This window comes from Candidatus Contendobacter odensis Run_B_J11 (assembly GCF_000531125.1).
Lineage (GTDB): Bacteria > Pseudomonadota > Gammaproteobacteria > Competibacterales > Competibacteraceae > Contendibacter > Contendibacter odensensis.
The window spans coordinates 1-11845 of sequence record NZ_CBTK010000296.1; the positions used below are offsets into that span (position 1 = coordinate 1).

General features: G+C 52.7%; 17 protein-coding genes. 14 read left to right on the forward strand and 3 right to left on the reverse strand.

Annotated features, from left to right (window positions below):
• Nucleotides 1-60 precede the first annotated feature (60 nt).
• Genes BN874_RS19425 through BN874_RS24785 form a run of 3 tightly spaced genes read left to right on the forward strand, consistent with a single transcriptional unit; the run spans nucleotide 61 to nucleotide 958 of the window.
• Nucleotides 61-357, forward strand: coding sequence for a type II toxin-antitoxin system RelE/ParE family toxin (locus BN874_RS19425; RefSeq protein ID WP_034436101.1), 297 nt, complete (start codon nucleotides 61-63; stop codon nucleotides 355-357).
• Between the two features lie 3 nt (nucleotides 358-360).
• Nucleotides 361-660: an addiction module antidote protein gene (locus BN874_RS19430; RefSeq protein ID WP_034436103.1), complete on the forward strand. Its 300-nt coding sequence runs from the start codon at nucleotides 361-363 to the stop codon at nucleotides 658-660.
• A 43-nt stretch (nucleotides 661-703) separates the two neighbouring features.
• Entirely contained in the window at nucleotides 704-958 is a 255-nt protein-coding gene (locus BN874_RS24785; RefSeq protein WP_154725035.1) for a hypothetical protein, read from the forward strand.
• Here BN874_RS24785 and BN874_RS19440 read toward each other — a convergent pair.
• The 3 genes from BN874_RS19440 to BN874_RS19450 all read right to left on the reverse strand — a co-directional run bounded on the left by BN874_RS19440 (nucleotide 941) and on the right by BN874_RS19450 (nucleotide 2565).
• Nucleotides 941-1300 (reverse strand): helix-turn-helix domain-containing protein, encoded by a 360-nt coding sequence (locus BN874_RS19440; protein WP_034436104.1) that lies wholly within the window; start codon nucleotides 1298-1300, stop codon nucleotides 941-943. The genes BN874_RS24785 and BN874_RS19440 overlap by 18 nt on opposite strands.
• The gene (locus tag BN874_RS19445; RefSeq protein ID WP_034436129.1) at nucleotides 1290-1598 is read right to left on the reverse strand and encodes a type II toxin-antitoxin system HigB family toxin; all 309 of its coding nucleotides are present in this window, start codon (nucleotides 1596-1598) and stop codon (nucleotides 1290-1292) included. Before BN874_RS19445 ends, BN874_RS19440 begins: the two co-directional genes overlap by 11 nt.
• Nucleotides 1599-2139: 541 nt before the next feature.
• Nucleotides 2140-2565, reverse strand: a complete 426-nt coding sequence (locus BN874_RS19450) for a helix-turn-helix domain-containing protein (RefSeq protein ID WP_195912234.1) — start codon at nucleotides 2563-2565, stop codon at nucleotides 2140-2142.
• A gap of 382 nt (nucleotides 2566-2947) precedes the next feature.
• On the opposite strand from BN874_RS19450, the gene rfbF reads away from it, so the two are divergent.
• From rfbF to BN874_RS19505, 11 genes are all read left to right on the forward strand, one after another.
• Nucleotides 2948-3718 carry a glucose-1-phosphate cytidylyltransferase gene (gene rfbF / locus BN874_RS19455; protein WP_034436109.1) on the forward strand — a complete coding sequence of 257 codons (771 nt, stop codon included), beginning with the start codon at nucleotides 2948-2950 and terminating at the stop codon, nucleotides 3716-3718.
• Nucleotides 3679-4785 carry a CDP-glucose 4,6-dehydratase gene (gene rfbG, locus BN874_RS19460; RefSeq protein WP_051498100.1) on the forward strand — a complete coding sequence of 369 codons (1107 nt, stop codon included), beginning with the start codon at nucleotides 3679-3681 and terminating at the stop codon, nucleotides 4783-4785. The genes rfbF and rfbG overlap by 40 nt, the downstream gene beginning before the upstream one ends.
• Before the next feature lie 23 nt (nucleotides 4786-4808).
• On the forward strand, nucleotides 4809-5342 hold the full coding sequence (locus BN874_RS19465; RefSeq protein ID WP_051498103.1) for a dTDP-4-dehydrorhamnose 3,5-epimerase family protein: 534 nt from the start codon (nucleotides 4809-4811) through the stop codon (nucleotides 5340-5342).
• Nucleotides 5339-6568 carry a class I SAM-dependent methyltransferase gene (locus BN874_RS19470; protein ID WP_034436112.1) on the forward strand — a complete coding sequence of 410 codons (1230 nt, stop codon included), beginning with the start codon at nucleotides 5339-5341 and terminating at the stop codon, nucleotides 6566-6568. The genes BN874_RS19465 and BN874_RS19470 overlap by 4 nt, the downstream gene beginning before the upstream one ends.
• A 16-nt stretch (nucleotides 6569-6584) precedes the next feature.
• On the forward strand, nucleotides 6585-7271 hold the full coding sequence (locus tag BN874_RS19475) for a hypothetical protein (RefSeq protein WP_034436114.1): 687 nt from the start codon (nucleotides 6585-6587) through the stop codon (nucleotides 7269-7271).
• A gap of 248 nt (nucleotides 7272-7519) precedes the next feature.
• Nucleotides 7520-8119, forward strand: a complete 600-nt coding sequence (locus BN874_RS19480; protein WP_034436116.1) for a Uma2 family endonuclease — start codon at nucleotides 7520-7522, stop codon at nucleotides 8117-8119.
• 36 nt (nucleotides 8120-8155) lie between these two features.
• A complete protein-coding gene (locus tag BN874_RS19485) occupies nucleotides 8156-9115 on the forward strand; it encodes an RpnC/YadD family protein (protein WP_034436118.1) in 960 nt (319 codons plus the stop codon).
• Nucleotides 9116-9130: 15 nt separating this feature from the next.
• Nucleotides 9131-9733, forward strand: a complete 603-nt coding sequence (locus BN874_RS19490) for a Uma2 family endonuclease (RefSeq protein ID WP_034436120.1) — start codon at nucleotides 9131-9133, stop codon at nucleotides 9731-9733.
• 61 nt (nucleotides 9734-9794) lie between these two features.
• Nucleotides 9795-10283, forward strand: a complete 489-nt coding sequence (locus BN874_RS19495) for an acyltransferase (protein WP_034436122.1) — start codon at nucleotides 9795-9797, stop codon at nucleotides 10281-10283.
• Nucleotides 10271-11107: an NAD-dependent epimerase/dehydratase family protein gene (locus BN874_RS23955; protein ID WP_081756539.1), complete on the forward strand. Its 837-nt coding sequence runs from the start codon at nucleotides 10271-10273 to the stop codon at nucleotides 11105-11107. Before BN874_RS19495 ends, BN874_RS23955 begins: the two co-directional genes overlap by 13 nt.
• Nucleotides 11091-11845, forward strand: a 755-nt coding sequence (locus BN874_RS19505) for a TylF/MycF/NovP-related O-methyltransferase (protein WP_051498102.1), incomplete at its 3' end; no start/stop codon positions are given. The genes BN874_RS23955 and BN874_RS19505, both read left to right, overlap by 17 nt.

Sequence of the window (11845 nt, forward strand, 5' to 3'; positions counted from 1 at the left end):
TTGTTCTCGCCTGCAGCCTCAATTTTGTCTCCTGAAGCAGGGAAGGTGGCAACTTGGGTTATGTACACATTGATCGAAATGCCCGAATTCAAGCGCTGGCTGACCGGCCTGCGCGACGGTCTCACGAAGCGCCGGCTGGCGCGGCGCTTGCGTAAAGTGCAGCAAGGCTCTCTGGGCGATGTCAAATCGGTCGGCTCCGGCGTTTTTGAAATGCGGGAATTTTTTGGACCTGGCTGGCGGATGTACTACGTCCAGCGCGGCGAAGTACTGATTGTCATGCTCGGTGGCGGCGACAAGTCCACGCAATCTGCCGACATTGCCCGCGCTATCCAACTAGCGACCACGGTAGAGGATTAACGGATGACTGAGAAAATCAAAATTTCCGACCTGTCGGAATTTGACATTACCGAATATCTGGAAGATGACCAGGCTATTGTCGAATATCTGGCGATTGTGCTGGAAGAAAACGACCCGGCGGAGTTTGTCCGCGCCTTGGGCGATGTCGCCCGCGCCAAAGGCATGACTGAGATTGCCAAAGCTTCGGGGCTGAGTCGGGAGTCGCTGTACAAGGCTCTGCAACCGACCAGCAAAGTTCGTTTTGAGACGGTGATGCGCGTGTGTGGAGCAATGGGCCTGCGACTGACGACGCAAACCGCGTGAAAGCGGGGAGGCAAGGCTTTGTCTTTCTTTGCGAATTTCACTGATGACATTCGTATCAATCAAACACATGCGTGACGGTCTCATCCTGACTGCGGGCGAAGTCCTCGTCGAGACCTGGATCCGGCATGGACGCCAACACTTGAGCAAAGCTCTGACGCTGGGGCCTGAGCAAAACCTGTTTCAGGATGGCGCGATGTTCAGCCTCTGCGCACTGCCGCACGGCCATCAACTTAAGGCGGTACGCGGTGCGTACCCTACTACTACGGTAGAACTTTCTCTTTCATGCAACCCTGCCTAACAGGCTCTCATAGGGGATACAGAGGCCGTCGTGCAGGCGTTTCGCCATTTTTAGGCTTAAGGGCCTTTTGCGGTTCAGCACTTCGGAGACTCGTCCACTGGAACCGATATACGCCTCAAGATCGCGAGGCGTGAGTCCCTGTTGTTCCATGCGGAATTTGATGGCTTCCACTGGATCAGCCGTGCTGATGGGGTAATGCCGGTTCTCGTAGGCTTCGATTAACGTTACCAGCACTTCCATTTCGTCGGCTTCTGGCGTGCCTTCTTGGGCTTGGAAGACCTGTTCAAGTTGGGAGAACATGGCCTGCAAGTCGTCGTCATTGCGAATCGGTTTAATAGTCATTCACGCGCTCTACGTTGATTGGGTCATATTGGGCGTGAGTGCCGATGAATTTCACCCACGCAATTCCTGCCCGGTACTGCATTTCGACCACCAACCGATATTTGTTCCCACTGATATTGAAAACAACCCGATGGTTCCCGCAAATGCTCGCGCTACCGTATTGGGATTTGACCGCTTGCGGTGAAGTCCATGCGGATCGAAGGGCTTCCTCATACCCACTTTCGAGTGGGCCTTGGGCATCACGGTAAGCGGGCTGTTCCCAGAATTGCCTCAAGGTACTCTTGGCGATCACGCGCATGGTTTCTACATTTTCTCCCATTTTGGGAGAATTGTAATCCTGGAATTTAGGTTCAGCAAGGACTTTTGGGTGTACGCACGAGTACGGTATATCCAGACCCACCCAAGCGCTGCCCGCAAAATTTTCCTTTCCCACACCAGCCCTTTCAATGTGCTCAGTTGATGGTTGACGTAACCGTCTGATTCTCTGTTACCCGACTCGGCCTAACATCGGGTTTGGCTAAGAAGAGTGTTCGAGGTTAAATTCAACTTATTGATTTTCAATGTTGTATTTTTACACCTTGAAAGGACTGGATTCTGGATACCAGCCCTTTCAATGTGCTCAGTTGATGGTTGACGTAACCGTCTGATTCTCTGTTACCCAACTCGGCCTAACATCGGGTTTGGCTAAGAAGAGTGTTCGAGGTTAAATTCAACTTATTGATTTTCAATGTTGTATTTTTACACCTTGAAAGGGCTGGTATCCAGAATTTCCTCCATCCGCGCGACAAACTCACCGTTTTGTTCGGGGGGAATCATCCATGATTGACAAAGATGCGGTTTCAGTTCGTTTTTTTGAGCACCCGTCGGACACTTTCATGCGAGAACCTCTCGACGATACCCCGTTCCACCACTCGATCGGCCAGCAACCGCAGCGACCTGCGGACCTGACCCGGCGGCGGTTTGCTGCAACTGAGCGCCAGCACTCGGGCTTCCCCCGCCCCATCCCGCTTCGGGGGGCGCGACGGATATGCCTGGGGTTGCCGGTTCAGTGCCGCTTCCACTCCTTGGCATACCCGGCGTTTGCGAATCCCAGCGACGGTGCGAAGAGGGACCGAAAAGGCGTCTGCAATCGGCGCATCCGTCCCATTCGGACCCTCGGCATCGGCTTTGAGCAGGATCTGGGCATGGCGGATTTTGGCGGCCGATGTCTTGCCCTTGCTCACCAGGGCCGTCAGTTCCTCACGCTCTTCCGGGGTCAGGCGCACAATGTATTTTTCGGTCAGGGCTCGTTTCGATCAGGTTCACCCGCCGGGCAGCTCAGCACCGCCACCTGGACCTCATAAAATCGAGCATGACAGACCACTAGCGGAAGGCGACACGGTCTATTGCCTGTTCAAAGCTCGCGCCTGGCACTATCTGGGCGCCGCCTGAAACCTTCTAAATCATTCTTTCTCCCAACCGTGCGTCATAGTCAACAATCGTTGCCTTCGAGTTGGACCAGGATGCAGTGCTGGGCGGATCAGGGCTGGCAAGTTTATTGCTAGTTGAGCTGATAGAGCGACGGGGCAAGTGGGAATCGTCAAATTTTCGGCGGATGAGCGTAGTGGATTCACGCCGCTTGTCCCCAGTACATCGAAGGAAAAAGTCATGAAAGCTGTCATTTTGGCCGGCGGACTCGGCACTCGGATCAGTGAGGAAAGCCATCTGCGACCGAAGCCGATGATTGAGATCGGTGGGCGACCGATACTCTGGCATATCCTCAAACTCTACTCCGCACACGGTATCAACGAATTTGTCATCTGCTGCGGCTATCGCGGTTATATGATTAAAGAATATTTCGCCAATTACTTTCTGCATATGTCGGATGTCACTATCGACATGGCGCGTAATGCGATGGAAGTTCATCATCGTCATGCTGAACCTTGGCTGATTACCTTGGTGGATACTGGGTTGGAAACCATGACCGGCGGACGTTTGCGCCGGGTGCGCGAATACCTTGATGGCGAAACCTTCTGTCTGACCTATGGCGATGGAGTGTCTGATGTAGATATTGGCGCACTCATCGCCTTCCATAAACAGGCGCAAACCTTGGTGACTGTGACCGGCATCCAGCTTGGTGGTCGTTTTGGCGCGCTGGAAGTCGAGCAGGAGCGAGTGATGTCGTTCCGCGAAAAGCCTAAGGGCGATGGCGCGTGGGCGAGCGGCGGATTCTTCGTGATCGAACCCGGTGCAGTGGATTATATCGAGGGCGATCACGCGATTTGGGAGCGCGAACCGTTAGAACGCATTGTCGCCGCAGGTCAGTTGTCTATTTTCAAACATCCCGGTTTTTGGGCGGCAATGGATACCCTGCGCGATAAGGTCTACCTGGAAGATTTATGGGCCAGTGGTCAAGCGCCTTGGAAGGTTTGGCTGTGAATCCGACCTTCTGGCTGGGCCGGCGGGTACTGGTGACTGGCCATACCGGTTTCAAGGGCGGCTGGCTGTGTCTTTGGTTGCAGCGGCTGGGCGCATCAGTAACGGGGTATGCGCTGGATCCGCCGACCCAACCCAGTTTGTTTGAAGCCGCTCGGGTGGGTGAGGGCATGAATTCGATTATGGGTGATATCCGTGATTACGATGCGGTGTGGGCGATGGTGCGGGAATATCGGCCCGAGGTGGTGTTTCACTTGGCGGCGCAGCCTTTAGTAGTTCAGTCGTATCTGCAACCCGTAGTGACCTACGCGACCAATGTTTTAGGCACCGTCCACTTACTGGAGGCAGTGCGCCAGGTGGGCGGGGTGCGGGCGGTGGTGAATATTACCAGTGACAAGTGCTATGCCAACCGTGAATGGGTATGGGGCTATCGTGAGAATGATCCCATGGGCGGTGACGATCCTTACAGCAGCAGCAAGGGTTGCGCGGAATTGGTGACTGCTGCGTATCGCGCGTCCTTTTTCGCGCCGACCGACTATGCCCAGCATGGCGTGGCGCTGGCCTCGGCTCGGGCCGGCAATGTGATCGGCGGCGGCGATTGGGCGGAAGACCGCTTGATGCCGGATATCATCCGCGCTTTTCAGGCCGGTCGTCCGGTGACGATCCGTCATCCTGACGCGGTTCGACCTTGGCAGCATGTTCTGGAGCCATTGAGTGGTTATCTGTTGCTGGCGGAACGGCTGTGGACCGAAGGACCAGTGTATGCGGAAGGCTGGAATTTTGGCCCAAGAGAAGAAGATGCCCAACCCGTGCATTGGCTGGTGGAACGGTTGGCGGCGCTGTGGGGCGAGGGTGCAGGCTGGCGTCAGGACGGCGATCCACATCCGCACGAAGCGAATTATTTGAAACTCGATTGCGCCAAGGCTTATGAGCAGTTGGGCTGGCGCCCGCGCTGGAATTTGGAACGGGCGCTGGCGGAAATGGTGGCTTGGTATCGGGCGCATCAGGCAGGTGAGGATCTGCAGGCGGTGACGTTGGCACAAATTGAAAGCTATTGGGAGGATCGGTGAGCCGTTTCGAGATCACGCCTACGATGCTAGCCGATGTTTACAAGCTAAGTTTGCAACCGCTGGGTGATCCGCGTGGATGCTTGACTCGTCTGTTTTGTGAGCAGGAATTGAGGGTATTGCTGGGTTCCCGTCACATTATGCAGATTAATCATTCTCAGACTCGCCAGCATGGCAGCGTGCGCGGGTTGCATTTTCAACAACCGCCTCATGCGGAAGTTAAAATTATTACCTGCCTGCGTGGGGTGGTGTTCGATGTGGCGGTAGATATTCGAGCGGGGTCACCCACTTTTTTACAATGGGTTGGGGTGGAACTGAGTGCGAAAAATGGTGCGATGATTTTGATCCCGGAAGGCTGCGCCCACGGGTTCCAGACGCTGAGTGATGACGCAGAATTGCTGTACCTGCATACCGCGCCCTATGCCCCGGAATCTGAGGGAGGATTGCATTATGCCGATCCCCGGCTGGATATTTCTTGGCCGTTGCCACTGGCCGATATTTCGCCGCGCGATCAAAATCATGCGCTGCTGTCGGCTGGTTTTTCTGGAATCGCTGTATGAACTGTCGCCATTGTGGACAGCCGCTGCGCTTGCCTTTGATTGATCTGGGCAGTGCGCCGCCGTCCAATGCCTATCTGAACGAGCAGACTCTGCGCGCCCCGGAACAGTGGTTTCCGTTGCGGGTACTGGTGTGCGAGGCGTGCTGGCTGGTGCAGACCGAGGATTTCGCCCAAGCGGATGCATTGTTTGCTGCCGACTATGCGTATTTCAGCTCGTTTTCCACGACTTGGTTACAGCACGCCGAAGCCTATGTCGCCGCAATGGTGGAGCGGTTTGGCCTGAATGCAGCGTCTCATGTGGTTGAAGTCGCAGCTAATGATGGCTATTTGCTGCACTATGTGAAGGCGCGTGGCATCCCTTGCTTGGGGATTGAACCCACCGTCAGCACCGCGACTGCCGCCCGGGAAAAGGGCATCGCCATCGTCACTGATTTTTTCGGGGTGCGGCTCGCCCGTGAGTTGGCGGAACAGGGCCGACAGGCCGATTTAGCCGTTGCCAACAATGTCCTTGCTCATGTCCCGGATATTAACGATTTCGTGGCGGGCTTTGCCCTGTTGCTGAAGCCTGCGGGAGTGGTCACTTTCGAGTTTCCGCATCTGCTACGCTTGGTGGCCGAGAACCAGTTCGATACGATTTATCACGAGCATTTTTCCTATCTCTCGCTCACGACAATGGTTCGTATCGTCCAGCGCAACGGTCTCGCCGTGTTCGATGTGGAGGAATTACCGACTCACGGGGGTAGCCTGCGGGTGTTTGCCCAGCGCCAGGATACCGGCTCGCACCCGCCCAGTGCCTGTGTGGCTGAACTGCTAGCCGACGAAGCCGCCGTCGGCATGGCGACATCAGGTTACTACGCTGGGTTCCAGGCTCGGGCCAACCAGGTGAAGAATAATCTGCTGATTTTTCTCATTGAGGCGAAGCGGGCGGGTAGGAAAGTGGCGGCCTACGGTGCTGCCGCTAAAGGGAATACGCTGCTGAACTATGCCGGGGTGCGTCCCGATTTATTACCTTGGGTGGTGGATCGCAATCCGGCCAAACAGGGCAAGTTCCTCCCCGGTAGCCGCATTCCTATCGTAGCCGAAGCACGGCTGCATGAAGAAAAACCGGAGGTGATACTGATTCTGCCTTGGAACCTGAAAGAAGAGATTATGGCGCAACTGAGCTATACTCAAAGACAGGGTGGGCAGTTTGTGACGGCCATTCCCCATTTGAAAATCTGGAAGTGAGATTTGGAGAGTACTTATGTCCGATGTCGTGGAACGAGTCGATCGACTGGAAGAAGCGGTACACGAATTTGTTCTCAACGTGGGGATCGAGTTCAATAAGTTATACAACTCTCAAATGCGCACGGAAGCGGAATTGCGGGTGTTCAAGGATGAGATGAAGGACTTCAAAAATGAGATGAAGGACTTCAAAAATGAGATGAGGGACTTCAAAAATGAGATGAGGGACTTCAAGGACGAATCGCAAAAAGCCAGTCGGGATATGAACCGGCAATGGGGCGATCTGGCGAACAAGATGGGTACGTTGGTGGAAGATTTGGTAGCACCGAGCTTGCCACGGATCATGCGGGATGTATTGGGGCAGGAAGTGGCGGATTTATCAGTGCGACGTAAACGACGACTAGCAGACGGGCGAACTTGGGAGTTTGACGCGATTGCGGTAACCGAGGGAGAGCAAGTCGGTTTAAACAGCACCAAAAGTACTTTGCGTAGTGCGGATGTGGATCACTTTGTTAAGGAGGTTGCGGCGTTTCGAGAATTTTTCCCGGAGTACGCCCGTTATCCCGTGGTGGGGATTCTGGCGAGTCTGGCGATAGAGGAGAGTGTATTGAATTATGCGGAGCGGCAAGGGTTAGTGGTGCTGGGGGTGGGCGATGCGTTGATGGAGATTAAGAATCGTCCGGGTTTTACGCTGAAATTTTGGTGAGCAGTACTACGACCTGCATTTAGCATGATATATCCATTGTTATACTCGTGGCAAAGTATCTACTAAATCTACTAAATAAAAACACTCGATCACCCAGCTTGAAGTGCGCTTTACGATGAATGTCACTGACCGCTCCGGTTCACTCAAACCCGATGCAAAATGGAACCCCGCATTTACGGGTATTGTCGGCGGTAAGTCTGGAGGAGGTATTCGATGGGTTCACGGGTCATTGAGTCGGGAAAGTACCGATGTCGGCTTTAACCTTGCGCCTGCTGCCACGCTTGAGCGAGCGACGCTTTGCCCAACTCTGCCGGGCGAATCCTGAACTTCAGTTGGAGCGGAGCGCCCAAGGGGAATTGATTGTCATGTCGCCGACCGGGAGTGAAACCGGGTTGCGGAATACGCAGTTGACCGGTCAATTGTGGTGGTGGAACGAGCAGCGGGGTTTAGGTGAGGTGTTTGATTCATCGACCGGTTTCCATTTGCCCAATGGCGCGGATCGTTCGCCGGATGCGGCTTGGGTGTCGAAAGAGCGCTGGTTTGCCTTGACGGCGGCGCAGCGTCGTCGTTTTGCACCGTTGTGTCCGGATTTTGTCGCTGAGCTGCGCTCACCCAGCGATAATTTGGAGTCCTTGCAGACTAAGATGCGGGAATATCTGGCGAACGGGGCCCGCTTGGGTTGGTTGATCGATACCGAGACTCAGTGCGTAGAGATTTATCGTCCGGAGCAGCCCACTGAAGTGAGTGAAGGGCCGGAGACCTTGAACGGTGAGGATGTACTGCCCGGTTTTGTGTTGCGGTTGGAGCGGATTTGGGGAGTCAGGGTAACGGCTCGACCGATTGCATGAGACGAATGCTATCCAAATCCTGACGAAGGAAGCGGAATGACGGACTACGATTCACCCTGGAAGCATGTACTGGCGCGGTATTTCCCGGCGTTTCTGGAATTTTTCTTCCCGGCGGCTTATGTGGGCATCGACTGGACGCAGGGTTATACGCTGCTGGACAAGGAGTTGCAGAAGGTAGTGCGGGACGCGGCCTTGGGCCAGCGCCGGGCGGATCAACTGGTGAGGATCACCGGGCGGGATGGCGCGGAGGACTGGGTACTGGTGCATGTCGAGGTGCAGGGTGAGGACAAACCGGATTTTGCCCAGCGGATGTTTGTCTATAATTATCGAATTTATGATCTTCACGCCCGGCCGGTGGTGAGTCTGGCGGTGCTGGGCGAGCCGTATCCGAGCGGGTGTGGCGAGTTTGGCTACGACCGCTGGGGTTGTCAGATGAGGTTGCGCTTCCCGGTGGTGAGTCTGACGGATTATCGGGCGCGGTGGATGGAGTTGGAAGCGTCGCGTAATCCGTTTGCGGTAGTGACGCAGGCGCATCTGAAGGCGCAGGAGACGGCGGGTTCGGACAGCGAACGTTACCGGGCGAAACTGGGGCTGATTCGGAGCCTGTACCGGCGGGGCCACCGGCGAACGGAGATTCTGGAGTTGTTCCGGTTTATCGACTGGGTGCTGGCGTTGCCGGAGAGACTGGAAAACCAGTTATGGACGGAAGTGCAACAGTTTGAAGAGGAAAAGCGGATGCGATATGTGAGCAGTTTTGAACGAATTGCGTTGCGCAAAGGGATGAAGAAGGGGATGGAGAAGGGGATGGAGAAGGGGATCGGCCAGGGGCAGGTTGAATTAGTGGAATTGCTTCTCCGGCAACGCTTTGGTGAGGCACCGGAATGGGCGCAGGCACGCTTGCAGCAGGCGGATCGAGCGCAGTTGGAAGCTTGGGCACTGCGGGTGTTGGATGCAGGGAGTCTGGAGGAGGTATTCGATGGGTTCACGGGTCATTGAGTCGGGAAAGTACCGATGTCGGCTTTAACCTTGCGCCTGCCGCCGCGCTTGAGCGAGCGACGCTTTGTCCAGCTCTGCCAGGCGAATCCTGAACTTCATTTGGAGCGGAGCGCCCAAGGGGAATTGATTGTCATGTCGCCGACCGGAAGTGAAACCGGGTTGCGGAATACGCAGTTGACCGGTCAATTGTGGTGGTGGAACGAGCAGCGGGGTTTGGGTGAGGTGTTTGATTCGTCGACCGGTTTCCATCTGCCCAATGGCGCGGATCGTTCGCCGGATGCGGCTTGGGTGTCGAGAGAACGTTGGTTTGCCTTGACTGCGGCGCAGCGTCGTCGTTTTGCACCGTTGTGTCCGGATTTTGTCGCTGAGCTGCGCTCGCCCAGCGATAATTTGGAGTCCTTGCAGGCTAAGATGCGGGAATATCTGGCGAACGGGGTTCGCTTGGGCTGGTTGATCGATACCGAGACCCAGTGCGTAGAGATTTATCGTCCGGAGCAGCCCACTGAGATATGTGAAGGGCCGGAGACCTTGACCGGTGAGGATGTGCTGCCCGGTTTTTTGTTGCGGTTGGAGCGGATTTGGGGAACATGCAACCGTAGCCGTCTATCCGTTGAATAGCAAAATGGAACAGATGTTTTTTGTCACGGATGGAAAATCAAATTAATTTAGGAAGATAGCCATGCATATTATTTCTAATCTAGCCCGAATATCACATTTAGCGGATTTGGAAGATTCTATTAAAGGGAGCCAGTTGATTGTTGAAGATGAAGTTTCCATTGATAGTTTTGTCAAAATTAAATTTACAGGCGGTCTTGGTGATGTTCGAATTGGAAGGGGCACTGTGATTAATTCAGGAGTAGTGATTTATTCTGGCAATGGTGTCAATATTGGTGAGGACGTAGCTATCGCTGCTAACTGTACTTTTGCGGCAGTCAACCATGAATTCCAACGCAAAGATGTAACTATTAAGATGCAACGCTTCCAACCGAGTCGTGGTGGAATCTTGATTGAGAATGATGTGTGGATTGGAGCCAACTGTGTAATCTTAGATGGAGCGATTATCCATCAGGGTTGTGTAGTAGGAGCAGGGTCGCTAGTCAGAAGTGAACTAGCCCCTTACTCAATAAATATTGGTAATCCCCTACGCCGAATTGGTTGGCGGCGGTAGTGGTTAGGGAATGTTTTACCGTTCTAGGTGCGACCGGTTTTATTGGTTCGCATCTGCATTGCTATCTGGAGAAACAAGGCCATAATGTACTGACTCCTCCACGCAATGCACCTTGGATTTTTACTGAGCCACTGGGCCATATTCTATACTGTATTGGTTTAACTGCCGACTTTCGCAACCGTCCTTTCGATACTATTAACGCCCATGTCTGCTATTTGGCCGAAATATTGAGTCGATCTCACTTTGACAGTCTGCTGTATTTATCCTCTACTAGGGTATATTTGAATGCTGCTAGCGGTAGTGAAGATGAACGGTTAATAGTGAATCCTTTGGAGTTAGATGATCTCTACAACCTTAGCAAACTGACTGGTGAGGCGCTTTGCTTTCGAGATCCGAGAGCTAGAGTCGTCAGATTGTCAAATGTGATAGGTAGTGGCTCGCAATCTCCGACAGCTTTACAAGCAATAATATCGGCGATTCATACAAATAGACGAGTAGTTTTGCATACCACGCTTGATTCCGAAAAAGACTATATCTGGCTAGATGATGTGGTGAAAATGTTACCTGTTATTGCTACAAATGGGAGAGAAAAAATTTATAATCTTGCCAGCGGTGTAAACCTTTCTTATTACGCCATTTTGCAAGCATTGCGTACTTTAGCCGAGTTCACGATTGAAATTTCACCAAAGGCACAACGACTAAATTTTCCGCAGATTAGCATTACCAAAATGCAGCGCCAGTTTGACTTTAGTGCGACTGATATATTGCCATTTTTACCTAGCCTGATGATTGACAAAGGAAAAATTAATGAAAAATTGGCTTGAATCATCAGTATTTACCGATGTTAATAACCCAAAGGAATTTTGCAAAGGAATCCAGCATGTAGTTAATCAAATTAACGGTGCAGGTGTATTTTTGGGTGATAACCTTTTTACCTACGGCAAAAATTTAAGTTTTCTAGATGATGAAAAATTTATGGAGGCATTTACTCGTCATGCTAAGACGAATATTGAGCAATCCATTATTTGGCGATTCAGCATATTAACTTGGGCAGCGCTACGAGCTATGCAATTGGAAGGTGATTTTATAGAATGCGCTTGCTACAAGGGAACAAGCGCTCGTATTGTCTGCGATTATGTTGACTTTATGAACTGTGACAAAAAATACTATCTTTATGATTCATTTGAACATAATGATTCCATGATACATCATGGGATGCCAGAGCTTGGGACAGGCCTATATGAGACGGTGTGCCATCGCTTCAGTGATGTTTCTAACGTAGTGGTTACCCAAGGGTTGGTGCCACAAATCTTGCACGAGGTATCGCCGGAAAAAATTGCTTTCATGCACATCGATCTGAATAACGCACCAGCAGAAGTAGGTGCTTTAGAATTATTATTTGACCGAATGACATCGGGTGCCGTACTGGTACTGGATGACTATGGCTGGTTGAGTTATCGCGCACAAAAAATTGCTGAAGACGAGTTTTTTGGCAGGCGCGGTTATATAGCAATCATTTACAGGTTGTGGAATTTTTCAACACACCCTTCTGAAAAATTTAT